The sequence below is a fragment of the Candidatus Falkowbacteria bacterium genome (assembly GCA_013336275.1).
GTDB lineage: Bacteria > Patescibacteriota > Patescibacteriia > Patescibacteriales > GWE2-39-37 > JAAXUA01.
The window spans coordinates 14,671-40,105 of the sequence record JAAXUA010000006.1; the positions used below are offsets into that span (position 1 = coordinate 14,671).

Genomic DNA, 25,435 nt, shown 5'->3' on the forward strand with positions numbered 1-25,435 from the left:
CTTGGGTATTTTTCTGTCTGTCTTATTTTTTATGTAATTTTAGAGAAATTAAATGAAGGAATCCGACGTGATCGAGGTCAAGAAACTCGACGATATATATTTCGAAGAATCGGAAAAAGAGTCCAAACCGAAGAAAAAACGTTCTTTTTTCAAATTCTTCTTCAAATTCACTATTTTTTTCCTAATATTCGCGGGAATCGGCCTAGCCGCCTTTTCCGGCTTCAATGCTAGGAACAACAACTCGGCCAAAAACGGCGGGGTCGTTACCAGTTGGCTTGATAACCTGGGCTTAGTCGGCCAAATCACCCACTTGGCTGTCAGTTCTGACCGACAGCTCAAAGGCGAAGAGCGTGACCGCATCAATATCCTCCTTTTGGGCGTCGGCGGCAAGAACCACGACGGCGGCTGGCTGACTGATACCATTATGCTAGTCAGCTTCCAGCCCTCCACCAAACGTGTTTCCATGATTTCCATACCTCGAGACCTGACCGTACCCGTCGAAAACATGGGCTGGCGCAAGATCAACGCCATCGGCGCCTTCGCTGAAAAGGAAAATCCCGGCTCTGGCGGTTTGGCAGCTAGCCAAGCCATCAGCGAACTTTTCAAAGTGCCGATCGACTACTACCTGCGCGTTGACTTCCAAGGCTTCGCCAAGGTTATCGACGAGCTCGGTGGCATCGATGTCGAGGTCGAAAAGCAGCTTGACGATTACATGTACCCGATTCTCGGTCAAGAGGACAATCCGAACTATTACGCCCGCTACCAACACTTGAGCGTTGCTCCTGGCTTGCAACACATGGACGGCTCGTTGGCCCTGAAGTTCGCCCGCTCACGTCACGGCGTCAACGGCGAAGGCTCAGACTTCGCCCGCGCCAAACGGCAGCAGCTGGTCATCCAGGCCGTCAAAGACAAGCTCTTCTCCGCTTCGAATATTTTCAAGCCGACACTGATCGGCAACCTGGTCGGCACCTACCAGGAACACGTCACCACCAACTTCCAGGTCTGGGAGATGGTCAAGATGTGGGACCTGTTCAAGAACGTGAAAAAGGAGCAGATCACCAACAAGGTCCTCGACAACAGTCCGGACGGCCTCCTGATGGACAGCCGTGGCGACGAGGGCGCATACATCCTAGTCCCCCGCTCGGGCGACTTCTCGCAGATCGAATATCTGATTGCCAACGTCTTCGCCGATGCCCCTGCTACGACCGTCGAAAAGGTGGTCAAAGAAAAGGTGCTGCTCGAAATCCGCAACGGCACCTGGATCAACGGTCTCGCCAGCAAGGTCTCGACCGACATGGAGAAATTCGGCTTCGACGTCACCAGCGTCGCCAACGCCAGCATGCGCAACTATCAGCGCTCGGTCATCTACGATTTGACCAACGGCGCCAAGCCGCAATCTCTTGAATTGCTCAAGGAAAAGGCCGGTGCCAATCTCGGACTCGAACTGCCATCGTGGCTCACCACCGAACTCAACCAATCAGCTAAAGCCAATAAGAATTTCATCCAGCCAGACTTCGTCTTAGTTGTCGGCCAATCAGCCGACAATACCAAGAGCGGCCTAGTAAACCCGAATTAACATGAAAACTGCCAATCAAAATCTGCCCCAAGTCGTCATCTTCGGCCGCACCAACGTCGGAAAATCGACCATCTTCAATTGCCTTCTGGAAAAGCAGCAGGCGATCGTTTCCGATATCGCCGGCACCACGCGCGACGCCAACGCCGGCGTGGTGGAATGGCGCGGCCGGCGCTTCGAGCTCATCGACACTGGCGGTATCATCAATCTTGATAATTTCCTCGGTACTGCCGGCCGGCGTGAACAGACCGACTTGATCCAAAAGAAGATCGAAGAGCAGGCGCGCCTCCACTTGGAGCGCGCTGCTTTGATATTGTTCGTCGTCGACGCCAAAGACGGCATCTTGCCGGTCGATCGCCAGTTAGCCAACCTGCTTAAAAAAATCTTCCAGGACAAGACCGACAGCATCTTGCTCGTAACCAACAAAGTAGATAATTACCGCCGCCAAAAGGACCGAGTCGTGGAGTTCCACAAGCTGGCGTTAGGCGAGCCGCTCGCCCTCTCCGCTGCCACCGGCTCAGGCACCGGTGACTTGCTCGACGTCATCGTCGAGAAGCTGCCAGCCGAGATTGAAGCCGAGGAGACCGAAGTCGAAGAAATCAAAGCTGTCATCATCGGCAAACCGAACGTCGGCAAATCCAGCCTTTTGAACAGCCTCTTGGGTGAAGAACGGGTCATCGTCAGTCCGATAGCCCACACCACCCGCGAACCGCAAGACACCTTACTCATCTACAAAGACAAGACTATCCGCCTGATCGACACGGCCGGTATCAGCCGCAAAGGCCGCCAAGTCGGCTATAAGAAGAAGCACGACAGCCAGCTGGAAAAGATCGGCATCGAAAAATCATTGAAGAGCCTAGAGAAAGCTGACATCGCCATTTTAGTGCTCGATATCAGCGACGAAATCACCCACCAGGACGCTAAGATCGTCGAGGAAATCGTCGATCGCCAGAAAAGCTTGATCATTATCGGCAACAAATGGGACCTAATCGAGACCAAGGACGTCAAGAAGCACACCCGCGAAATCTTCAGCCACTTGCCTTTCGCCCAGTGGGCCCCGGTCCTTTTTCTTTCGGCCAAAACCGGCGCCAAAACCAAGCATGTTTTGGAGTCCGTTCTTAAGGTCGCTGAAGAGCGCCAAAAAGAAATAAGCGCTTCAGTCCTGAACACCTTCCTAATGAAGCTGGTCAAGCTCCATCGCCCGACCCGAGGCAAGGGCACGGTCAATCCGCGCATCCGCCGCTTCGAGCAATGCAACGTCAACCCGCCGGCCTTCAAAGTCCGCATCGGCGCCAAAGAGAATCTTGATAAGTCCTACACCCACTTCATCGCCAATCGTCTGCGCGAGAAATTCGGCTTCACCGGCACCCCGATCCGCGTCTGGATCACCAAAGGACGCAAAGTGCACGGACGGCAAGAGCACGGTCGAGGCGAGACAGATATCATGGATGAAGAAATATAGCATTCAAAAAATATGAAATTGATTGTAGGTCTCGGCAACCCAGGAAAACCCTATGAACTCACCCGCCACAACGTCGGTTTCTTGGCGGTTGACGCGATCGCCGATGAATTCGGACTGACTTGGACCAAGTGGAAGGACAAATACAGTGCTCTAGTCTCCCGCTACAACGATATCATCCTGGTCAAGCCACAGGATTTCATGAACATCTCCGGCCTGTCCGTCAGAAACATCTTCGATTACTACAAGATACCGGTCAAAGAGGACTTGGCCAGCATCCTGACCGTCATCCACGACGACCTCGATGTCGATCTGGGGGCCTTCAAGGTGGCGACCGCCTCCCGAGCTGCCGGCCACAACGGCGTCCAATCGCTGATCGACCATCTGGGCACCAAAAAATTCACCCGCTGTCGTGTCGGCATCCGCGTACCGAACCCCAGAAGGATCCCCGCTGAAAAATTCGTTTTGGAAAAATTCAAAAAAGAGGAGCTTGCAGCCATCAAACAACAATTCCCTGAGATAAAAAAAATCGCCCTTGGTTAAACCAAGGGCTTTTTTGTTTCAGGTCACTTTTCATTCAAGCGGCCGAACGGGACATGGACTAAAGGTACGCCGTCGACGCCTTCAAGATGCGCGATCTGGTCATCAAAATAAAGGTGCGGCCTCAGCTTTTCCAAGACCGGTTTCTTGGCCAGTCCGCCCAAGAAAAAAGCGTAATCGATCTCGATTCCCCAGGCACGCAAAGTAGTCGCAACCCGCTCGTGAGCCGGAGCGCACCTTGCCGTAATAATGGCAGTCTTGATAAAACGCCGATAAGTCCTGTCAGCGGCTTCAGCGGCCACTTCAAGCTGCCTGATCGCCATCAGTTGCCTGACCAAACGGGCTAACGGTCCTGATTCATGGGCCACGGCAGCCGACTTCTGTTCAGAGACTTGGAACTCGTCCAGGCCGCGCTCCTTGTAGACCTGCTCGGCTGCATCGTCTGCGATTACGCCATCGAAATCGAAGGCGATACGAAGCTCATCATCCCCAGCCGAATCATCGACTTTGCTGCCGATTACTAGCCCGGCCGGGTGTCCTCGCTTGATTGATTCGCGGACATCATTCTCGTTCCCGGAAAGGAACAAGGAAACATTGAACACCGGCAGAAAATCATAGAATTCGCCTCCCGGGAAAAAGCTGCCTCGCGTGATATCGAGACCGTAGTGCCTAATCGAGCGAAAGACGCGCAAGCCGGTTTCCGGACTGTTGTGGGAAAATAGGATGACCTCCACCGGCTGCTGCTCAGGAAAAATCTGATTCAGCCGCAAAAAGCGTCTGATGAATGGGAAGGCGACTCCGGGCTCGAGAACTTTGTCGATATGCCGCTCCTGATACCGCTTGTAGGCGGCTGGGCCCTTGCTGGTGAACACCGCATCTGAGGCGGCCAGGTCGAACAACGCGCTTGAAGCGATGCCGATAACGATCTTGCCATCTAATTTCTTCACGATTCAATCCTCCTCTTTTATGTAATGAGCTTCTATACGGTTAAATTATTTTTCAAACCCATAAAGATGTCTGTCCCCTGGCAATCATTTTTGCGCATATGTACCCTGCCTGCCGGCAGGCAGGTCATCTAAGCAAAAATGATTGCCAGGGGACAAACTAGCTGCGACTATGAATTTGCCAAATACAAAAGTGCAAATCGGGCACAAAAAAACAGAGTAATCGCTCTGTTGCCATCTGACGTGGATGATTCTGCCTAGAAGCTAAGAGATAACCCTTATTAATCCGGCAAAATCAAAGGAGGGAAGATTTTGCCAAGATGACTCCTAGACAAAGCTATCAACGCCAAAATGAATATGTTACAATTGTGATATCCGTCTGCGTTAGCGATCAAGGCACTACTTGCCATAAGGGATATAAGCCACGCATATGGTCAAGGAGGAAAGCCATATGTCGCACCACACCCTTAAACAAGTAGTGCTTCAACCACTAACGATACCCTACCTTATCACGAAATTTCTTTCCTGTCAATATCCAACTTATTAACCATTTTTGCACATAAATGGCATCGGAATCGGTAACTTGGGCCGCAATCGGCTCTTTTTCTAAATTCGGGCCTGCCCGGCTGAGCCGGCTTGAGTCGCATTTCAAAGAACCGGATAGGGTCCTCAAGGCTTCAGCAAGCGAACTGGCCCATGCCGGTCTTGATCCGGCCTTAGCCCAAGAATTCGCCGCCTGGCGTCACGGGCTTGATTTAACCAAATTCAGCGACTGGTTGGAGCGTGAAAAAATAGACGTCATACTTCGGACTGACCCTGGATACCCGGAATTGTTGGCCTCGATCTATCAGCCGCCATTCCTATTATATAGCAAAGGCGCGGCCGTCGGTAAAGAGCTCGCTTTAGCCGTAGTCGGGGCCAGGAAGTTCAGCATTTACGGCCGGCAAGCGGTCGAACAGCTTGTGGGTTCAATTGCAAGGAACATCACCGTTGTCAGCGGCCTGGCCCTGGGTATCGATGCCCTAGCTCACCAAGCCGCCCTCGACGCAGGGGGCCGCACTATTGCCGTATTAGGCTCCGGTCTCGACAGGCAATCTATTTATCCTTCGAACAACCGCTACCTAGCTGAAAAGATCATAGGAACCAGAGGGCAGCTGCTCTCGGAATTCGCTCCAGGCACTCCGCCGCTTAAACACCACTTCCCTTTGCGCAACCGCATCATCTCTGGGATCAGCCAGGCCACTTTGGTGATTGAAGCCGCCCTCAAATCCGGATCGCTTATCACCGCCTACCAGGCACTGGAACAAGGGCGGGAGGTTTTTGCCGTGCCAGGAAGCATCTACTCACCCCTCTCCGCCGGAACCAACCAGCTGATCAAACAAGGGGCAACCAGCATCACTTCCAGCGAAGACATCCTCTCCGCCCTTGACTTAACCGACCTAAGTCAGTATATTGGAAAGCATGCTAAGACAGATGCCTCCCTTTCGCTTGATCCGACCGAAGCGGCGATCATGTCGGCGCTGAGCCAAGAAGCCAAGCATATCGAGCTAATAATAGCCGAAACCGGCCTGACGGCGAGCCAAGCCAACGGCGCCCTGACTCTTCTGGAAATCAAAGGGCTGGCCCGGAATATCGGCGGCATGCAATATATAAGAAAAATTTAAGAATCAAAATTCAAAATGAAAAATTTATGCATGCTCAGCTGCGCTGAGCTCCAATAATTTTTCATTTTGAATTTTGCATTTTCAACTAACCATCATGAACCTAATCATTGTCGAGTCACCGACCAAGGCCAAAACCATCGCCAAGTTCGTGGGCAAGGGTTTCAAGGTCGAATCATCATTCGGCCACATTCGCGATCTGCCTAAACGCGACCTCGGTGTCGACGTCGATAATGACTTTCAGCCGAAATACGTCATTCCGACAGCTTCGCGCAAGACCGTCACCAAACTGAAAAAAGCAGCGGAAAAAGCCAAAAAAGTCATCCTCGCTTCGGATGAAGACCGCGAAGGAGAGGCCATCGCCTGGCATTTGTCGCAAGCGCTCGGCTTGGAGAATTCTCCGGAGCGGACCGAACGGATCGTCTTCCATGAAATCACCGAAAAGGCCATCAAGGAAGCTTTGGAGCACCCGCGCACCATCGACTTGAAAATGGTTGACGCCCAGCAGGCCCGCCGCGTTCTTGATCGCCTTGTCGGCTACAAACTCTCACCTTTCCTTTGGAAAAAAGTGGTCAAAGGCCTCTCGGCCGGCCGCGTCCAAAGCGTGGCCGTGCGTTTGGTTGTCGAGCGCGAACGCGAGATCCAGAAATTCCAAACTGAAGAATTCTGGACCATCGACGCCCTGCTCGACACCGAGAAGCAGGAAAGGATCGAGGCTCGCTTGGTCAAGATCGGCGGCGATACATTGGAAAAATTTTCCATACCGACAGAGGACAAGGCGAAGGGCATCCTTGAGGATCTCGCTGGTGCCAACTATCGCGTCCTCGACATCAAGCAGCGCCAAGCCAAGCGTACCGCCCCTAAGCCCTTTACCACCTCGACTCTGCAGCAGACCGCCAACCGCTGGCTCGGCTTCTCCGCCAAGCAGACTATGATGCTGGCGCAACAGCTCTATGAAGGCATCGATCTGGCTGGTGAAGGACATGTCGGCTTGATCACCTATATGCGTACCGACTCACTGAACCTATCCGAAAAATTCCTAGGCGATGCCAAGGCTTATCTTCAGGAATCAGTCGGCGCTGCCTACGCTCTCGACAAGCCGAGATTGTTCAAGACTAAGAGCAAGGGCGCCCAAGAAGCCCACGAAGCCATCCGCCCGACGGAAGCCGCCCGCACGCCTGAAAGCGTCAAAGATTCTCTCAATCCCAACCAATACAAATTATACAAACTGATCTGGCAGCGGAGTGTTGCCAGCCAGATGCCCGACGCCCGCGTCCTCTCGACCGATATCGAAGTCGAGGCCAAGCGAGCCGGCAAAGAAGGCAACTGGCTCTTCAAATCGACCGGACAGGTGCTCGAATTCGACGGCTATCTCAAGATTTATCCGGAAAAAAGCACCGAGACCATCCTGCCTTCAGTCAAACCAGAAGAGCTCTTGGCCCTGGCCGAGCTCAAGCCGGAACAGCATTACACCAAGCCGCCGGCCCGCTATTCCGATGCCGGTCTGGTAAAGGTCCTGGAACGCTACGGCATCGGCCGTCCGTCGACCTATGCTCCGACTATCGCCACCATCGAAACCCGGCACTACGTTACCCGAGACGACGGCAAACGCTTGCAGCCGACCGATATCGCTTTCACAGTGAATGACCTTTTGGTCGAGCACTTTCCGGAAATCGTCGATTTCGAATTCACTGCCAAGATGGAAAACGATTTTGACAGCATCGCCGAAGGCAAACGGAACTGGCAGCCGGTCATCAAGGATTTCTATGAGCCGTTCATGGCCAACCTGGACAATAAATATAAATCAATCAATAAGGAGGACATTATGCCTGAAGAAAAAACCGAGGAAATCTGCGATAAATGCGGTTCCCCGATGATCATCAAAGCCGGGCGTTACGGCAAATTCCTGGCCTGCTCCAACTTCCCCGATTGCCGCAACATCAAATCGCTGAACGGCGGGGCCCCCGGCCAGCCAGGCGAAAAGAGTGAGAAAATCAAGGAGCTTGAAGAGAAATACAAAGACACGGTCTGTGAGAAATGCGGCTCGCCGATGGCCATCAAGACCGGCCGTTTCGGCCCGTTCTTGGCTTGCACCGGTTATCCGAAGTGCAAGAACATCAAAGGCATCGATAACCCGGCAGCCAACACCGGCATCAAGTGTCCGGCCTGCGGCAAAGGCGAAATCGTGATGAAGCGCTCGAAGCGCGGCACCTTCTACGCTTGCAACAACTACCCGGACTGCAAGACCTCCTTTCCGGGCAAGCCGACCGGCGAGAAATGCCCTGACTGCGGCTCGCTCCTGATCGAAGACAAGGACAGCAGCGTCAAATGCAGCCAGAAAGGCTGCTCGTACCAAGTGCAATTATAATCAGATACAAAAAAAACAGCGCTTACACAAGCGCTGTTTTTTTATGGTGAACTATTTCTTCTTTTTCGTCTTGTTATTGACCATGATTTCGACCAGCTTCTTTACCCCCTCGCCGATCAGCAAGAGGTAAGAGGCGCTGTGCTCGATTTTGTCCTTGAGGGCGTCGATGACCGCTCCGACCCGCTCGATCTTCTCGTTGACGCCGTGCACCGCCTTGAACATTTCCCTGACCATCATCACCAGATAGAAGATGAACCAGCCGACCAGCACCGACAGAAGCAGGGCGCAAAAAGCCAAGGTCATATTGAGCACATCTTGGCTGGATTGGAAAAGATACATACTCCTTGATTTATGTATTAAAAGTCTCGGAACTTGGCATCGAACCGCTCAGCCATGCGCTCAAGCAGCTTGGACTGCACTTTGTCCACCTCTTCGCCGGTCAGAGTACGATCGGCCTGATAGGTCACGTGGAAGGCCAGGCTCTTGTTCTCTTCGCCGAGCTTGCCGCCCTGGAAGACGTCGAACAGCTCGGCTTGCTTGATCAGCGGATTGAATTTCAGGATCTCCTGGCTGATTTCACTATAGAGTATTTTCTCGTTGACGACAAATGCCAGGTCTCGGACCAAGGGCGGGAACTTCTCGAATTCCTGATACAGGCCGTGGCCTCGCTTCTTGGCCAAATTCAGCAAGTGACGGAGTGAAAGCTCGGCCACGACGGCCGCCTTCTTGATGCCCAAGCTTTTGGCCACCTTGGCGTCGAGCTGACCGACCCAACCGATGACCTTGCCGTTAACGGCGATATCGGCGTAGCGGGTCTTGTCAGACCAATTCGGGGTAATCTCGTTCGGCTGCCAGGAAATATGCAGGTTTAGCGACTCGGTCAGATGCTCCAACGCGCCTTTTACCCGACGCAGAAGCTCCGCGCCGTTATCGCTGGCCATGACGATGCCGAGACGCTTCTCCTGATACGGCAACGATTCGCCTGGCTGCCCGTCCTTGTTGACCTCACTGGGCAAGTCCAGATAGATGCTGCCGATCTCGAACAGGCCGAAATCTTTGTACCGCGGCTGATTGGTCTTGACTGCGTCAACCAGATTAGGCAAAAGGCTCTGGCGCATCATCGTCTGATGCGAAGCCATCGGATTGACCAAGCGCAGATGGGTGCTCGGATCGATGAACAGCTTCTTGAGCTGCTCCTCGCCGACGAATGAATAATTATAAACCTCGAACAAGCCGGCGCCGAAAGCCAGACGCTCGCGCACTTGGCGTTCCAGCTCGCGCTCTTCGTTCTTCTCCGGTGGCAGCATGGCTACCAGCGGCATTGTGGTCTTGATATTGTTAAAACCGTAAATGCGAGCGACTTCTTCAGCCAGGTCTTCGCGGATCGAGACGTCCTTGGTGGCGCGCCAGGTCGGTACGGTCACAGTCAGCTCATCCTTTTCCTGTTTGACGCCGAAACCGAGGCTCGTGAGGATCGCGATTACCCGCTCAGCCTTGAAATCCTCGCCGATCATGGCATTGAGCCAGACCAGATCCAATTTGATAGTATTCAAATCTTTCTTTTTACCAGGGAAAACATCGATCAGCTCGGTCGCGACCTTGGCTTCGGGGCAGACCTTCAAGATCAGTTCGGTGGCGCGAGCGATCGCCGTCTCGGTCAGATATGGGTCAAGCGCCTTCTCGAAACGCATCGATGACTCGGTGCGCAAAGCCAGCTTGCCGGAAGTCTTGCGGACCGAGACGAAGTCGAAATTGGCCGACTCGATCACGATATTCTTGGTGCTGCCGCTGATTTCGCTGTTGGCCCCGCCCATGATACCGGCCAAAGCTACTGGCTTGGACGAATCGGCGATGACCAGCATCTCGGCGGTCAGCTCGCGCTTCTGCCCGTCCAGCGTCTCCATCAGTTCGCCGTTCTTGGCACGACGGACCACGATGCGGTCGAGCTGTTCCTTATCGAAAGCATGCAGCGGCTGTCCCAGCTCGAGCATGACATAGTTAGTGATGTCGACGATATTATTGATCGGACGCGATCCGACGGCAATCAGCCGCTGCTGCAGCCAATCAGGCGACGGAGCGATGGTCACGTTCTCGATTCCGACCGCCATATAACGCGGGCACAGCTGGCCGTCCTCGACTTTGACTTCGATCGAAAAACCCTTGGTCGGCTTGGCGAAGAGCTTGCTGTTCGGCTTGTACCCGTGGAATTTAGTCTCAAGGAAAGCGGAAATCTCGCGCGCCATACCCACATGACCCCAAAGATCGGGCCGGTTGGTCAGCGACTTGTTGTCGACTTCGAGCACGATATCGTCGAGTCCCAGATATTTGGCTAGGGCTTGGCCGACTTTGGCTTTGCCCTCGAGAATCAGGATGCCGGAATGGTCATCGCCCAATCCGAGCTCGTCCGGCGCGCAGAGCATGCCCTCGGACACCTCGCCGCGGACTTCAGCCGCTTTGATCTCGAGGCCGTTCGGCAACAAAGCGCCGACTAAGGCTACTGGCACCAGCTGCTCAGGCGCGATATTCGGGGCTCCGCAGACGATGTGCAAAGGCTTTTTGCCGCCGACTTCCACTTCTGCCAGCTGCAGACGGTCGGCATTCGGATGCTTCTTCACTTCCAAAATGCGCCCGACCACCACTTTGTCGAACTTATCCGATTGCTTCTCGACCTTCTCCACCTCGACGGTGTGCAGGCTCAAGCGGGTCGCCAGGTCTTCAGCTGCCACGCCCTTGGGAATCTTCACGTAATCTTGTAACCAGTTCAAAGATAAATACATATAGTTATTTCATTCCGGAAAACCGGAATCCAGAATTTTAAAATTGCTCCAAAAAGCGCAGATCGTTCGACTGCAGCAGACGGATATCGCTGATGTTGTACTTCAGCATCACCAAGCGGGTCAGGCCGAAGCCGAAGGCGAAACCCTGGTACTCCTTGGGATCGACGCCGCCGGCCTTGAGCACGTTCGGATGGACCATGCCGGAGCCGAAAACCTCGAGCCAACCGGTGTTCTTGCACAAACGGCAGCCTTGGCCTTTGCAGATGAAGCAAGTCACTTCGCCGTTGGCTCCCGGTTCGACGAACGGATAGAACTTGGGGCGCATACGAATCTTGGTCTCAGGACCGTACAGCCGCTGAGCCACCGCCTCGAGGACGCCCCGCATATTGGCCAGACTGATATCCTTGCCGACCATCAGGCCCTCGAGCTGATAGAAAGTATGCTCATGGCGCACATCGGTGGCCTCGGAACGGAAACAGCGACCGGGGATGACCACGCGCAGCGGCGCGCCGTACTTCTGCATCGCCCGGACTTGCATCGGGGAGGTCTGCGTGCGCATCACCAGGTCGTATTCCCCGTTCTTGTTCTTCTTGTCGACATAGAAAGTGTCCTGCATATCGCGCGCCGGGTGGTGCTTCGGGATATTCAATGCTTCGAAATTATAATAATCGGATTCCAGCTCTGGACCATCGAGGACCATGAAGCCCATCGAGGCGAAGAGCTCTTCCAGCTCCTGCGTGACGATCGTCATCGGGTGCAGGTGCCCCGTGGCCGGCTGGATGCCTGGCAGGGTCACGTCGACGCTGGCCTGCTCCTTGCCGCCTTCGAGCATCTCGGCCGCCTCCTTGAATTTGGCCGCCAATTCGAGCTTGATCTCGTTGGCCAACTGGCCCAATTCCTTGCGTTCCTCGATCGCCAAGTCAGGCAACTTCTTTAAAAGCTCGGTCAGTTCGCCCTTGCGGCCGAGGTATTTGGTTTCCAAATCCTGCACCAAAGGCAGCTCGCGCAATTTCTGCAGCTGTTCGGTCGCCTCCTTCTTCAATTCCAATAATTTGCTTTTCATATATCTATATTAAGCTTGTTTACGATAGCTGATCAAAAAATATTCCAAGAGCGACAGAGCGATGACCAGAAAAGCGGCGTTGAGCCAGCTGAACAGGTTCTGGGACAAAAGATACAGCGCCACCACCATCATCAGGGCAAAAAGGAAAGATTGGCGGAAGGCGTCTTTGACCTGGCGGAAGACCAACTCATGTTTCAAGGCGATGAAACGCACCAAAAAGCCGATGATGGCCGCCGTGCCGGTCAGGGCCAAAAATAGGGAGAGGTAGAATAGCAGGAAACCCAGCCAATTCGTCGATGTCGGATCGACCGTGACCAAGACGTAAATCCAGCCCAGCCAGGAGATTGCCGAGGTGGCAGCCATCGTGCCCAAATATCCGCGTAAAGTCATAAAAAATAATAATATTAGCCAATTAAAGACTAACATTACATTACCATCTTTCCCCTTATTTTTCAAGACCCGAGACCTTGATCAAATAAAATACCGGCATGATTTTGCCGGCAAGGTTTTACGCTCCTAAATGTCTGATTTTGAGCCACTTATTTAAATTATAGCACGATATAGCCCCAAAGTCAATATTAAATATTGATTTTTTGGCTAAAATTAAATAATATTTTTTATTGACAAATAGGTGTAATAATGGTAATTTTCAAGCAAATCGCACTTTAGAAGGAGGTCTCCATGACCCAAGACTCGCAACCGGCCCCGAAATTCCATATCCTCTGTCCCGACCTGCCCACCCTCGAAGGCTTCCGTTTCTCCAGCCGCCTCTTCCTAGCACTCCAGTGGCACACCCCGCACGCCACGACTTTCGGCAAAGGCCTGACCTCGGAAGAGTTCGAAAGGATGGACGCGAACGACCACATTTTCTGCTTCTTCCCCCTGACCAAGTCGGACCGACTTCTCGAATACTACGTCGGCCTCATGGTCGACGGTAAAGACAGAAACATCGACTGTTACGTCTTTACCTACACCTTCGGCGGCTTCGAGACCTACGAATCGATGATCGATTGGCTGACCGACCTGATCCTCGTCGAGCTCCCTGGCATCTATGACCAGGAAAGCTAAAAGCGACATGCGCTCCTATTGCATGCCGCTTCTTTTTTTAGAAAATTCTATGGGCTTGTCCGGTTTGCGGCATGGTTTTTATCGCGCATACGTACTCGTCTAAGCAGGAAAAACCATGCCGCAAATCGGACTCACGAAGCTTGAAAAATCCTTTTTATAAATCCTACAATCTAATCAATAGCCGAGCTAATTTGAGTTCGTCATAGGAATATTCTCCTTTGAGATGCTCGTAAACCGGTTTCAGGCGCTCATCGCCGCACTCGGCGAAACCCTGCTTCATAGCGATATAGCGATGGCGGGGCAATTTCAAATATTCCAAGTCGAGATGCTCACCGGCATCGATCATCTTCTCGATGTGGTTGACCACCGTGCCTGGATCGAGATTCTGGTTCTTGGCGATCCGCTCAAGCGGTATCTTCTTGATGACCAACTCCCTGGTCTTGGCATAGAACTGCGGCTGGCGGATAGTCTTGATGACCGGCTCTTCTTTCTTGGCCTTGCCCGGCTTTTCCGCCGGCTTCAGACCGCGGTCGCGGACATGACGGCGAATGATCTTAAGGAAATCATCGGCGAACTGTTCGAGCTTGCGCGCGCCCACACCGACGATCCGCGAAAAACCCGCTTCGTCTTGGGGAAAATAGCTGGCCATCTCGCGGAGCGAGGCGTCGCCGAAGATGACAAAGGGCGGCACGTTAGCCTCTTCGGCCAAGGCCTTGCGCAAAGCACGCAGATCATCGAACAGCTCAGCATCGTAATCGACATTGCCCTTCTTACCCGCTTTAGGCGTGACCCGGTCGGCTTCAGGCTTAGCTAAAACCAGCTGCTCCTGTCCGCCAAAGAGGTTACTGCCCTTCTTGGTGACGGACAAAACCGGGTACATGCCGTCACTCTTAGCCAGATAGCCGAGCGCCAGGAGCTGAGCGATCAGCTGGCCCAATTCGTGCTCCGAATAATCATTCACTATACCGAAAACCGACAGCCCGTCGTGCTTGTTCATCAGTATCTTCTGGTTCTTGCGGCCCAACAGGACTTCGGCGATGTATTTCTTGCCGAAACGGTTGTCGGTCCGGACCACGGCTGAAAGTATTTTCTGGGCGATGATCGTAGCATCGAAGCGCTCGCGCTCGGTGGTGCAGGTGTCGCAACTGCCGCAATTATCGCTCGGCATCTCCTCGCCGAAATAGCGCAAGAGGTACTTCTTGCGACAAGTAACTAGTTCGCAGTATTCCAAAACCTGGGCCAGCTTCTCGCGAGCCCGCTCGGCCAACTTCTCGTCCTCAAGCTCGTTGATGAAGAATTCATGCTTGCGCGCGTCAGCATAAGTATAGAAAAGGACGCACTCGCTCTGGAGGCCGTCGCGGCCGGCGCGGCCAATCTCCTGATAGTAGCCCTCGAGCGTCTTGGGGAAGCTGTAATGTACCACCAGCCGCACGTCCGGCTTGTCGATGCCCATGCCGAAGGCGATGGTGGCAACGATAATATTGACTTTGTCTTTGATAAATAATTCCTGCGCCAGCTTGCGGTCGTTGGCCTCGAGGCCCGCGTGGTAGGCGCGGGCGTTGAAGCCATTCAGATTCAGGTTAGCCGCCACCTCCTCAGTCTCCTTGCGCGAAAAGCAGTAGATGATGACCGACTCTTTCTTGTAGGCTCCGAGCAGGGCGACCAGCTTGTGGAAGGCCTGCTTCTTCTCGACCACGCTGATTTTCAGGTTTTCCCGATCGAAGCTCGAGATGAACAGCCGCGCCTTGCCCAGATTGAGCTGGTTGACGATGTCCTCGCGCACACGGGCGGTGGCCGTGGCGGTCAGGGCAATCAGCGGCACCGAGGGAAACATCTTTTTCAATTGGTTCAAATTGCGGTAATCCGGCCGGAAATCATGGCCCCACTCGGAAATACAATGCGCTTCGTCGACGGCGATCAGGCTGACCTGGAGGCCGGCCAAGAACTCCTGGAAGCTCTTCAAAGCGAAACGTTCCGGCGCGACATAAAGGATCTTGACCTCGCCCCGGGCCGTGGCGGCACAGATCTCGCTGATCCGCGAGGCGGTAAGCGACGAATTGACGAACTCAGCCTTGATGCCGTTGGCCTGGAGGGCATCCACCTGGTCTTTCATCAAGGCGATGAGCGGCGAGACGACCAGGGTCAGGCCCGGAAAATGCAGGGCCGGCAGCTGGTAGCACAAAGACTTGCCGCCGCCGGTCGGCATCAGAACAAAACTATCCCGGCCCGCCAAGACGTTGTCGATGATTTCGGCCTGGAGCGGCCTGAACTCATCGTATCCGAAATATTTTTTGAGCAATCTTTTCATTCGGTGGGGTAAAAAATAAAATTCCCCCATTCGAGGGGGAGGCTGGCAGGCGGACGCGCGATGCTCCGTCTAGAGCTTGCGCAGATTTTCCGCTACGCCCCGCAGATCGTCCGCCAAAGGGCTTTCCGGCCAGCGCTTTATCAAGGCCTCTATGGCCAAAAGATAATGGTTGAGCGAATCGGCCTTCGAGGCGCTGAAACGCTCAAAGACCTCGTCGCCGTAACGGGCGAAGTCATCGACGATTTCTGAGGTATTGGACAGGACATCGGCCGACTTGACCAAAAGAGAGTCGATGGAGAAATCCGCGATATGCTCCCGCGCTTCCCGCTTGCGGTCGGCCCAAGGCAGGCTCTGGTCGGCCTCGGTCACGCTCACCACCAATTCGGCCACATGGTCGCCGAAGCGGTCCTTAATCATGGCCGCGTCGACTTTCTTGTGGTCCGGGCTATCCTCGATCGTATCATGCAAAATACCAGCCACGATCACGTCCTCGCTCGCCCCGGCCTGCGACAAAATCAGACCCACCGTCAAAGGATGAGTGATGTAGGCGATATCTTTGCCCTTACGCTTCTGCTTCTGGTAGACCTCGTGCGTCTTGACCGAGAATTTGATGGCCCGTTGGATTTTTTGCGTATATTTCATATCCGTAGAATTCATACTCCAATCTTAGACCATATAACTTTTTGAGTCAAAAGACAGAAAAACGAAAGCCGCCCCCATGAGGGTGCGGCTTGATATATCGTGATAATGGCTTATTGGGCCGCGACCTGTTTGTCCGGATCAATTACATACCAGACGCCGCCGACGGCCTGGCCAGTCTTGCTGCCCCGAGCCGTATTTTTGACGTAATTCGATAAGTATTTTGTCAGGGGAGATCCTTGAGGCTTAAAACTACCGTAGCGGCCAGAGTATCGGGGTTGAAAGTTCGGTACTCCTGTTCGCAGGCGGTTTTTTCCGGATCGCTGTAATTGGCACACTGCGGCGCCCGCAGGGTGAATTCCACCGAGATCACTCGGCCAGCCTTGGTTGCGGAATAGCCGTAACTCGTATAAACACTACCGGCAGCCGCCCCGACGCTTTCTTTGACGCAATATTGCCGGCCATCGATCAGGCGTTCCTTGGCCGTAACCTCCGTCGTGCTGGTACTGGCCGGTTCGCCCGTGCAGCTCCATGGCGTGCTCGTAACTGTTACTATCGGCGGCCAATCCTGCGGCTGGATATATACGGTCGGCAACTTTTCCGTATACCTGTAGGCGACGCCCTGCCTGCTATCAATCTTGGTCACCAAGCCGGCCAGGTCTTCGCCGCAACCGTCTGGCGAGTCACAAGTCGGAGTCGCCGGGCAAGGCGAAAATTCGCACTTCGGTCCGGTCCGGCCGACGAATGAGCCGTCAGGACACTCCATCGCTTCCTGGGTACAGAAAACCGGTTCAGGAATTCTGGAAAGCCTGAACCAAAGCATAACGGCCGCACCGACGAAGACGATGGCCGCCGCCGCGATTAATAAATCAAGATTTGATCTTAAGGATTGCATATCAATAATTTAGCACATCGATGCGACCCCAGACAACCGCCTAGAATGCCACGGCCTGCTGGCCAGAAAAATATGAATAGACTAGATAGACCAAGGCGGCGTTCTGAATGATCAGGAGCGGGATGCCGATGATAAAGTACCACTTCCGCGTCTTGTGGCGGAAAGCGAACATCCCGGCGTAGACCCCGAGGCTGCCGAAAGCGGCGGCCATGAAGAAAAGCGTCCCTTCCGAGATGCGCTCCGTTCCCTGGTTGCGCGACTTAATCTTGTCGACCAGCATTATCAGAAAAGCAATGATGTTGATCGCTAAGAATATCGACAAGGAATAGAGTTGCAAATTATCTATCATCGGTTTTTTGCTTCAATCTTTCTTAAGCCGACCGCGATCGGCAACACAAACATGAGAACGTAATAGGCGTAGACATCGAGCTTGTAATACCCGTCAGCTGGCTTGAAAATCAGGACCAAGAAAAAGTAGTCAAAGACGACGGCGATTGCCGTCCAGATAGCGGCCAAAGACAGATAATGCGAGAATTCCGCGCTGTCGATCTTTCTGAACAAGACGCCAAGCGTCAGCACGATGCCGATGGGCATAATAATCCAGCCGATCGCCCACCCTGGCACGAACGGGAAGAGCGCGATGCCGATAACATAGCCGACCAACCACAGCAGGAATCCCCAGCCGAAGCCGTCCCTCACGATTTGCTTAGTCATACGCTTATCGATTAGTTCCCCTCCTGCTTCTGCAAGAGTAGGTTATTGATTTTCTCTCCCCAGCTTTGCGCCCGTTCGAGCTCGCCCTCGCGGAGCGGTCCTTCTTTGTCATTGACGATGAAGCCCTCGGGCTCGAGCAGCAGCCGGCCGCCTTTGCCTGCCAGGCCTTTGGCCATTTTCGGTGCGGCAAAATCGATCAGCTTCATGACGAGCTTGAGCCACCATGACTGATCGGCTGCCGCGATTCTGGTGTCGAAGGCCGCGACTTGGACGTTAGCCAATATCCCCTTAGAGAGCTGCTTCAAGAAGGTTTGGGTCGGAATCGAAGCGCGGCCGCCATGGGTCGGCGAACCGACGATCAGCAATCCGGCGGCTTGCACTTCCTGCGGCTTGGCCTCTTTGACGTGGCAAAGCACGCACTCGCCGCCGATCTTGCTGGCGACGGCTTCGGCCACCTTCTGGGTGTTGCCGAACATGGAATCATAGACGATGACGGTTTTCATATGATTAGAGCTTATTTGCGATACCATTGTCCCCGGGCATCATTAAAAATAGATTAAGCTGCGGGCCGATTCATTAATTGCCTGAAAAGAAGTATCGCAATCCAGCGCTCTATGAATAAAAAAGTATGCCCTGTTTTAGGCCGCACCCAGAACGGCGGTGTCATAGCCGATTTCGCCACGCAGATAATCGAGGCGTTTCCGCTGGCGCGCCTTGACCTCTTCCTGGTTCCGCTCGGGATGGCTGATCAGATGCGGATCCAAAAGCAGTAGGCGTTCCTCGTCGCCGGCTTTGACGATCGACAGGTTGCGATTGCCGAGCAGGTCGACCATGTTGCCGGTCTCGGCCGCCATCGCCTCGGTAATGCGGATGAAATTGACCATCTCCGCCTTGAGCCGCGGATTCTTCTCCAATAGCTTCGGCAGGTTCTCGCGCATCATCAACTTGAAGATGTCGCGGATTTCGGTTCCATAATATTGCTGGATCGTAGCGATGGCCGGCTTGCCGTTGCGCGGACTCTCCATAATGAGGGAAAATTCCTCCGGCACCAGGTCTGGTAGTTCCTTGAACCGCTCCTTGACCTGCTCGTATTCCTTCTTGATCTCCACCGCCCGGGCTACCAGCTGGTCGACATTGCCGCCATCCATGTGGTTCATTTTCAGAACCATCGACGGGGCGCCGTCTACTTTCGATTCCAGAAGATAGACGTCATTTTCGCCGCCGCGCCCGATCGTCCCCTCTTTGAATTCGTATCGCTCAGGGTTGATCGGCAGATGCTCGGTCTTGTAATCATATTTCAAATTCACCGGCACCAGCGTGCGCATAATACTCAGCATCGCCACTGTCCGGTCGAACTTGCTCTCCTCCGCTCCGAAAATCGTGGACAGGTGCTCGGTCATCTTGCGATTCTTGACCTGCTCGTCGACGAAAGCCGTCTCAGTCGCGCGGGAAAATTGTTTTTGATAATGCTCGAAGCTTTGCATGTCTTTGTATTGGTTAACTAGCTAGATTCTTGATCATCAGAAGGCAAGGATTGTCCTTACCCCAGATATCCAGCTCGCAGAGCGGCAAAAAGCCGACCCGCTTGTAGAACTGGCGCGTCTTGTCGTATTGCTCGTCGGGCCTTCGCTCGCTCAAAGTCTTCACCAAGAGATATTTCTTGCCTTGGCGAGCCAGCTCCTCCTCGGCCAAGGCCAGAAGCTCCCGCCCGGCGCCCTGCCGATGGAAATCGCGCTTGACGCCCATGACGTAAATCTCGCTGGCGTGCTCATTGATATCTTCAACCGAAATGAAGCCGATCGGCTCGTTTTCTGCGACGGCCGCCAAAAAGAGCCGGTCACCGACCTTTTCGATATATTCCGCTACGGCTGACTCAACCTCGAACCATTCCTTGAGATCGGCCAAGACCGCCTCGCAAATGCGGCTTTTCTCCGCCCTGTCCTCGATTACTCTTATTTCTGCCATATATCACAATATTTATTAATATATGCTTTAATATTACCACCAAAACAAAAAAGCGTCTAAACGACGCTTTTTCATATATCCCTTCAGATTAATCGCAGATTTCGCACTCATCATCATCGCAGTGATGGTGGTGCCCGCAGTCATCGCCGCAGCAATCCTCAACCTCCTCATCAAAGAGGAAATCATAGTGCTCGAAATGCCGAGCCTCGATACCGCCTTTGTAGCGCGGAACGGTAATCATCCGCTTAGCCGCTGCGACCCAGGCTTTTTCGTATTCCAAATCATCCTCGATCGCTTTCAAGTTGCCTAGCTCGGCCTGGCGCAGGTCGTCGGACATGCGCGATGCCCAGGCTTTCTGCTTATCCTTGTGCTTGGCCAGAACCAGCTCATGCACCTTTTTCTCCAAAGCCAGTTTGTCCAGTTCCAATTCCGACTGACCAGCCTCTTCTTCCAATTCGGAAATCTCCCGCTCGCGCATGGAGATCAGCTTGCAGAGGATGAACTCCTGCTCCTCCTTGGAGCTTCGCGGCTCGTAGTATTGCGCTTCGCAGGCGGCCAAAGCCCGCTGCGCCAGCTCGCGCTTCTCTTCGTCCTTCTCTGACTTAATATACTGCTTGATCGTCGCCTGAGCCTCTTTGGTTCCCAGCTCGACCAAACGATCCAGCTCCGCCTCGGACAGCAGCTTCACTTCTTTCGCATTCTTCACGATTTTAGCCATGTGATTATTTTAATATTAATTATTATCGATTCACCATATGATAGGGCATTTTCTCAAAAAACGCCAGCAACTGAGGCATGGTATCAATTCGCCCAAACATGCTTGTCGCCAAACGGCGATTTCTTCTTGAGCGGCTTCACCTCCGGCAGCCTAGCCGCTTTCGGAAAAGCCGCTGGTTGAGCAGCCTTCACCGCTTTGACCGCTTTCTTCTTCCCTTTTGCCTTAGGCAAATATTTCGGATCTGGCACTGCCATAATTTTATAGTTTATTCTTCGTTAAAGTCCTTATTTACCGCCCATTCTCCGATCGATCCACCAGCGCTTCACCGCCGGCAATGACTGCGTCGACAAGAGATACCCCACCACCGGCACCAAAGCATTGAGATAAAAATTAGCCGAGCCGATCAAGAACATCACAATAGACGCAACAACATAGGTAATTCCCGCAATCGACAAGACACGAAACAAACTAGTCTCCCAAGCCTTATCCGCTTCAACGCGCAAATTACGCTCACGAATTTCCCGAAGTTCCTCCTCGATTTTTAATGTTCTTTCTTCCATAAAATCATAACAACATTAATTAACTAATCTACTTTTAAAATATTTTTCAACATTTTTGTCCACAAAATACACGTAGCAGCCTTTCATTCCTCGTGTCATCAGTATTTTGTATATATTACGCACCAATCTATTCAATTCTTCTGGTTCATTTTTTAGGTTGCGCTTTCCCTGTGTATCCTTATACTCCTTTACACACGTGCTATATGTCAACGTTTCATAATCAAACGATATGTCTGCCCCAACAATCACACCAACATAATCAAACTCTAATCCTTGTGAGGTGTGAATGCACCCAGCCTGATTAATTCCACTCGAGTCAATTGCCCATGTTGTTCCTACTTTACGAGAATTCCACGGCATGCAAAAATCAAAATCCGGAATTTCTACGTCACCAACCTCACCGTTGGGGTTACCGTCATCTGCGCTCGTCCATTTCCATGCGTACCCAGCAAGCACTCGCGCCGCAAACCCCTCTTCGTGTCTAGACAGAATTGCTTTACGCAATTCATTTGGATCATCAAATATCTTAAATTCATAATTACCATTGTCCCAGCCATCAAAATTTGCAGTTTCCTTAATGTGTAAAACATTGTTTATCCAATTAATATAGCCCTCCGCGCCTGAACAACGAAACTGAGCAACAAGCTCAATTTCAACAATTTCAGCACCGTAACTTGTTGCCAGTCTAGTAACTTCACTAACCGAGCCAATATCCTCGGCACGGATAGCTTGGTCGTCATCAATAAAAAAAATTGATATTTTACTTGCCCTGATTATATCCTCAACTTGATTGGTGCCCTTATACATATATGCTCCCCTTTTTTTGAGTCTATGAGCCTCATCTACAACTAAAACATCAAATTCATTCGGTTCAGCCTCCACAAACCCTGCAGACCCTTTAAAAATATTATTTATTCTTACTGCCGAGTGTTCCTGGGCTAACCGTTTTTTTAGTACATCGCGAAATGATGAATTTGGCGCGACGAATGCTGTGTTTAGGCCATTTTTTAAAAGTTGCCCTAAAAGATTTACAGAAATCACAGATTTTCCCGTGCCTGGACCACCTTTAATTATTACTACGGTTTTTTTTAAACTACTATTTGCCACACTCAGAGCTTTTTCATACGCAACTTTTTGTTCATCTAAAAGAGTAAAATGATTATTGCCTTCAAACAACGCAGAAACGTGTTCTATTAATTTTTTTGTCGGCTTAACCTTGCCTGACTCAATTTGATATAAAATATCCGCCCCTCTTCCCTTATTAACATATTTTGATAAAAATTTTTCTAGTTTTTCTTGATCGTCTCTGAAATATATCGGAGCCTCATTTATAAAATCATCATATCTGCTATCCATTAACGGTTCCGGAGCGGTTTTGGCATAGTTATGCAAACAAGCACATGCATAAGCACCAATACTGCCGTCAGATATTTTTTCATTAAAATCAGAAAGGAAAACCTTATACGAATATGCTTGATAGCTAGGGTGGGTTGTTTCCCTCACTCTGCCACCCAAAAAAGTTTTAACAACACCGCTACTTGTGGTTGCTTGGGCCGTTTGCCATTGCTTAAGCTCAACAATAACAAAATTTTTATTTCCTAATTCGTCCTCACCAGAAACTATAAAATCAATTCTGCTTGATGTTAGTGGAATTACATATTCAACAAGAATGCCACAATCATCAGATATCCCAGACCTACGCACAACACGCCCCATATACGGGAGTGAATTTGTATATGCACCAACTTCAGCTTTGGGTATTGCTCTTCCAAGTTTTTCTTTAAAAACTTTTTCGAGAATAGGAATTATTTGATTTGTCTCAATTATTTCAACAAATTCCCTTGCCGTTCCTTGATACAAAATCATAATTATAGTTTGTTATATTTAGTCGCTACACCTCTTGCTTTTTCTACAGGGTATTTAACCATGTTCTTATCAATTTTTTTATCTGCTGCCTTAATTAAGTCAATCCCAAAATCATTTGCCATAATAAGTATATAATTCAATACGTCACCTAGCTCATCACCAATTTCTTCTTTATTTTTTTTTATATACTCTAATGCCTCGATTTCATTCTTCCACTGAAAATGTTCAAGAACTTCAGATGCTTCAAGTGAAAGCGAAATTGCCAAATCTTTCGGGTTGTGAAACTGGCCCCATTCACGGTCATTTCTAAATTTTATTATTTTTTCAGTTAACCTAGTGAGTTCTGACATATATTTTATTTATTACCATAATCTTACGCCGTAATTATCAATTAAGCAACCTGTTTCTGTGCTCATTTTGTTAAACATTAGTAAAATTACCAACTCGTAATTCATGATAAAAAGGCGAGCCGTTGGCGGCTCGCCTAGCGAATCCTTGGCGGATTCAGGTTTTGGTCCTGCACTGGGCGCAGGGGTTGGGATTGGAGCAATGCCGTTCTCCGGACTTGGTGCCGGAGGGGCAGGCGGCGCAACGCTCGCTTTCGACCCTCTTCTCGTTCGGGTCGGCCAGTTCCTTGCTTCTTTTGCGGCAGATGATGACTCGGCAATCGCACATGGTAATTCTCCTTTCCTTGTGTTGGTTAAAGAACGTTTCAGACGACAAAAAAACCGGCCGCGGGGCCGATTTGCAGACGTTGAGTTATGGTTCGAAACCTAAGTCAACGATACGAAAAGCAGCTCACGCGCGGAAGCGGCGCAAGCGCAACACATTGCTGATTTTTCGTATGAATATCTTGTCATATGCGTATGATAACAAACAATAACTTGGACGTCAAACGAAAGCGCATTAACTCTTTTTCACTCTTCCGATAAACCGGATTAAGCTATTGATTTTTTCCTTGTACCCGCCGCCCTTGTTATCCATGACAAGCGGTTCGAACAGGTCCTTGGTTACGCTCTCGATATAATCGACGGAAAAATATCTCTTCAACACTCCGTCCGGCGATAGATAGTAATCTTTTTCTACTCTTTTAAAATTCTCATCCGACGTTTCTGGGTCCTCGACCGTATTGAACATGCAGGCCAACACACCGCCGGGCTTCAATATTCTTTTTATCTCCCGGAATATTTCCCTGGTCTTTTCGTCGGTAAAATAATGCAGAGCCAAATGGGAATAAACGACGTCGAAGGTGCCGTCTTCAAGCGGCAGCTTGTCGGCAATATCCAGTTCCATAAATTTAATATGCAGTCCTTCTTTTTCCGCCTTGCGTCTCGACATTTCCAGAGCAACGTCGCTGTAATCTGACGAAGTTACATCAAAGCCATGCTGCGCAAAATATCTAGAATCCTGCCCTTGGCCGGCGCCTAAATCTAAGAGGCTGCCTGCCCCGGGAAAATAGCTTATCGAGAACTGCGCAAACACCGTAGGTTTATTGATCCACTCCTCAGTAGAATACTTCTGATGTTTTTTCTGCCAAAAATCTTTCATAAATATTTTTCTATCCAAGCCGAAGTTATTTTCCTTATCTCCTCCAGATGCTCTGGTTTGATAAAGGTGTGCTCCGCTCCCTTGATGATGTGCAATTCTTTCTTTGCGGGCAGGGCGTCGAACAGCGCCTGCTGGTGCGGCAATGGCGTGCGGGTGTCATTTTCACCGACCATCAAAAGTACTGGCATCGTCAATCTGTCAGCCTGGGCCAACAAATCGTATTTGAGCCGGTCTTCATAGAACGCCCACTTCAATTTCTTGGTCACCCCCGGCTGCGAAACGCTCGGCTTGATGAGATAGCCCGTCTCTTTCCAGGATTTCACCTCGTCCTCGGTATAGACGTCGGCGATGAACCTGTTCGACACCACGGTCGAGATCGGCGCCAGCGCCTTGATCTTTTCCGGGTGCCTCTCAGCGAACAGGGCCGTGCAGATCCCGCCCAAGCTGTGGCCTTCGAGCCAGAACGGCTCTTGATACCACGGCTGCGTGGCGGCCCAGCCGATCACGTCCTCCAAGTCTTCGTAATAGTTAGTGATGGTCGCATCCTCGTAACTGCCATCGCTTTCGCCAAAAGTATTCGTGGTGTCGAATCGCACCACCGTAAAGCCCTTCTCGCGGTAAGCGTTGGCGAAAGTCTCGATGTGCGGCTGGCGCATGTGTCCGCCGAGGCCGTGCATGATGAAAACAAGTCCGACGGCGTCAGGCTGTTCCTCCAAAATCACAGCAATATTTTGACTTTTTTTATTCTTTATTATTAACTTTCCCATTT

At 51.6% G+C, this 25,435-nt stretch carries 27 protein-coding genes; 6 read left to right on the forward strand and 21 right to left on the reverse strand.

Going from position 1 to position 25,435, the window contains the following annotated elements; genetic code table 11:
- Window positions 1–52 precede the first annotated feature (52 nt).
- The 3 genes from HGA34_05065 to HGA34_05075 are packed head-to-tail and all read left to right on the forward strand — an operon-like array spanning window position 53 to window position 3,575.
- Complete coding sequence (locus tag HGA34_05065; protein ID NTW22876.1) at window positions 53–1,576, forward strand: LCP family protein; 1,524 nt, start codon at window positions 53–55, stop codon at window positions 1,574–1,576.
- A gap of 1 nt (window position 1,577) precedes the next feature.
- Complete coding sequence (der, locus tag HGA34_05070; GenBank protein NTW22877.1) at window positions 1,578–3,035, forward strand: ribosome biogenesis GTPase Der; 1,458 nt, start codon at window positions 1,578–1,580, stop codon at window positions 3,033–3,035.
- Window positions 3,036–3,047: 12 nt separating this feature from the next.
- Entirely contained in the window at window positions 3,048–3,575 is a 528-nt protein-coding gene (locus HGA34_05075; protein ID NTW22878.1) for an aminoacyl-tRNA hydrolase, read from the forward strand.
- Window positions 3,576–3,598: 23 nt separating this feature from the next.
- Here HGA34_05075 and HGA34_05080 read toward each other — a convergent pair whose 3' ends face one another.
- Window positions 3,599–4,522, reverse strand: a complete 924-nt coding sequence (locus tag HGA34_05080; GenBank protein ID NTW22879.1) for a 5'-nucleotidase — start codon at window positions 4,520–4,522, stop codon at window positions 3,599–3,601.
- Window positions 4,523–5,079: 557 nt separating this feature from the next.
- On the opposite strand from HGA34_05080, the gene dprA reads away from it, so the two are divergent.
- Together dprA and topA are read left to right on the forward strand one after the other, a co-directional pair.
- The gene (gene dprA / locus HGA34_05085) at window positions 5,080–6,180 is read left to right on the forward strand and encodes a DNA-protecting protein DprA (GenBank protein ID NTW22880.1); all 1,101 of its coding nucleotides are present in this window, start codon (window positions 5,080–5,082) and stop codon (window positions 6,178–6,180) included.
- Between the two features lie 94 nt (window positions 6,181–6,274).
- Complete coding sequence (topA, locus tag HGA34_05090; GenBank protein NTW22881.1) at window positions 6,275–8,545, forward strand: type I DNA topoisomerase; 2,271 nt, start codon at window positions 6,275–6,277, stop codon at window positions 8,543–8,545.
- Window positions 8,546–8,596: 51 nt separating this feature from the next.
- On the opposite strand, the gene HGA34_05095 is transcribed toward topA, so the two are convergent.
- From HGA34_05095 to HGA34_05110, 4 genes are read right to left on the reverse strand one after another with little or no spacing between them, the layout of a single operon-like run.
- The gene (locus HGA34_05095; protein NTW22882.1) at window positions 8,597–8,884 is read right to left on the reverse strand and encodes a hypothetical protein; all 288 of its coding nucleotides are present in this window, start codon (window positions 8,882–8,884) and stop codon (window positions 8,597–8,599) included.
- 17 nt (window positions 8,885–8,901) lie between these two features.
- Window positions 8,902–11,310 (reverse strand): phenylalanine--tRNA ligase subunit beta, encoded by a 2,409-nt coding sequence (locus tag HGA34_05100; protein ID NTW22883.1) that lies wholly within the window; start codon window positions 11,308–11,310, stop codon window positions 8,902–8,904.
- Between the two features lie 49 nt (window positions 11,311–11,359).
- Window positions 11,360–12,385: a phenylalanine--tRNA ligase subunit alpha gene (gene pheS, locus HGA34_05105; GenBank protein ID NTW22884.1), complete on the reverse strand. Its 1,026-nt coding sequence runs from the start codon at window positions 12,383–12,385 to the stop codon at window positions 11,360–11,362.
- A 9-nt stretch (window positions 12,386–12,394) separates the two neighbouring features.
- Complete coding sequence (locus HGA34_05110; protein NTW22885.1) at window positions 12,395–12,775, reverse strand: hypothetical protein; 381 nt, start codon at window positions 12,773–12,775, stop codon at window positions 12,395–12,397.
- 291 nt (window positions 12,776–13,066) lie between these two features.
- Here HGA34_05110 and HGA34_05115 point away from each other — a divergent pair, with 291 nt between their 5' ends.
- Window positions 13,067–13,453 (forward strand): hypothetical protein, encoded by a 387-nt coding sequence (locus tag HGA34_05115; GenBank protein NTW22886.1) that lies wholly within the window; start codon window positions 13,067–13,069, stop codon window positions 13,451–13,453.
- A 163-nt stretch (window positions 13,454–13,616) separates the two neighbouring features.
- Here HGA34_05115 and recQ read toward each other — a convergent pair whose 3' ends face one another.
- The 16 genes from recQ to HGA34_05195 all read right to left on the reverse strand — a co-directional run bounded on the left by recQ (window position 13,617) and on the right by HGA34_05195 (window position 25,388).
- A complete protein-coding gene (gene recQ / locus HGA34_05120; GenBank protein NTW22887.1) occupies window positions 13,617–15,761 on the reverse strand; it encodes a DNA helicase RecQ in 2,145 nt (714 codons plus the stop codon).
- Window positions 15,762–15,830: 69 nt separating this feature from the next.
- Window positions 15,831–16,418: an HD domain-containing protein gene (locus HGA34_05125; GenBank protein ID NTW22888.1), complete on the reverse strand. Its 588-nt coding sequence runs from the start codon at window positions 16,416–16,418 to the stop codon at window positions 15,831–15,833.
- A 208-nt stretch (window positions 16,419–16,626) separates the two neighbouring features.
- A complete protein-coding gene (locus HGA34_05130; protein NTW22889.1) occupies window positions 16,627–17,295 on the reverse strand; it encodes a hypothetical protein in 669 nt (222 codons plus the stop codon).
- A 40-nt stretch (window positions 17,296–17,335) separates the two neighbouring features.
- Window positions 17,336–17,644, reverse strand: coding sequence for a DUF1294 domain-containing protein (locus tag HGA34_05135; protein NTW22890.1), 309 nt, complete (start codon window positions 17,642–17,644; stop codon window positions 17,336–17,338).
- Window positions 17,641–18,009 (reverse strand): hypothetical protein, encoded by a 369-nt coding sequence (locus HGA34_05140; GenBank protein NTW22891.1) that lies wholly within the window; start codon window positions 18,007–18,009, stop codon window positions 17,641–17,643. Before HGA34_05140 ends, HGA34_05135 begins: the two co-directional genes overlap by 4 nt.
- Before the next feature lie 11 nt (window positions 18,010–18,020).
- Complete coding sequence (locus HGA34_05145; GenBank protein NTW22892.1) at window positions 18,021–18,512, reverse strand: flavodoxin family protein; 492 nt, start codon at window positions 18,510–18,512, stop codon at window positions 18,021–18,023.
- A 135-nt stretch (window positions 18,513–18,647) separates the two neighbouring features.
- A complete protein-coding gene (locus HGA34_05150) occupies window positions 18,648–19,493 on the reverse strand; it encodes a hypothetical protein (protein NTW22893.1) in 846 nt (281 codons plus the stop codon).
- 13 nt (window positions 19,494–19,506) lie between these two features.
- Complete coding sequence (locus HGA34_05155) at window positions 19,507–19,974, reverse strand: GNAT family N-acetyltransferase (protein ID NTW22894.1); 468 nt, start codon at window positions 19,972–19,974, stop codon at window positions 19,507–19,509.
- An 88-nt stretch (window positions 19,975–20,062) separates the two neighbouring features.
- Entirely contained in the window at window positions 20,063–20,692 is a 630-nt protein-coding gene (locus HGA34_05160) for a hypothetical protein (protein NTW22895.1), read from the reverse strand.
- An 83-nt stretch (window positions 20,693–20,775) separates the two neighbouring features.
- Window positions 20,776–20,946 (reverse strand): hypothetical protein, encoded by a 171-nt coding sequence (locus HGA34_05165; protein NTW22896.1) that lies wholly within the window; start codon window positions 20,944–20,946, stop codon window positions 20,776–20,778.
- Window positions 20,947–20,976: 30 nt separating this feature from the next.
- Window positions 20,977–21,252, reverse strand: coding sequence for a hypothetical protein (locus tag HGA34_05170; protein NTW22897.1), 276 nt, complete (start codon window positions 21,250–21,252; stop codon window positions 20,977–20,979).
- A gap of 15 nt (window positions 21,253–21,267) precedes the next feature.
- On the reverse strand, window positions 21,268–22,968 hold the full coding sequence (locus HGA34_05175) for a DUF2075 domain-containing protein (protein ID NTW22898.1): 1,701 nt from the start codon (window positions 22,966–22,968) through the stop codon (window positions 21,268–21,270).
- A gap of 152 nt (window positions 22,969–23,120) precedes the next feature.
- Window positions 23,121–23,468: a nucleotide pyrophosphohydrolase gene (locus tag HGA34_05180; protein ID NTW22899.1), complete on the reverse strand. Its 348-nt coding sequence runs from the start codon at window positions 23,466–23,468 to the stop codon at window positions 23,121–23,123.
- A gap of 154 nt (window positions 23,469–23,622) precedes the next feature.
- Complete coding sequence (locus HGA34_05185; protein ID NTW22900.1) at window positions 23,623–23,793, reverse strand: hypothetical protein; 171 nt, start codon at window positions 23,791–23,793, stop codon at window positions 23,623–23,625.
- Between the two features lie 231 nt (window positions 23,794–24,024).
- Window positions 24,025–24,666, reverse strand: a complete 642-nt coding sequence (locus HGA34_05190; protein NTW22901.1) for a class I SAM-dependent methyltransferase — start codon at window positions 24,664–24,666, stop codon at window positions 24,025–24,027.
- The gene (locus HGA34_05195; protein ID NTW22902.1) at window positions 24,663–25,388 is read right to left on the reverse strand and encodes an alpha/beta hydrolase; all 726 of its coding nucleotides are present in this window, start codon (window positions 25,386–25,388) and stop codon (window positions 24,663–24,665) included. Before HGA34_05195 ends, HGA34_05190 begins: the two co-directional genes overlap by 4 nt.
- Between the last annotated feature and the right edge of the window lie 47 nt (window positions 25,389–25,435).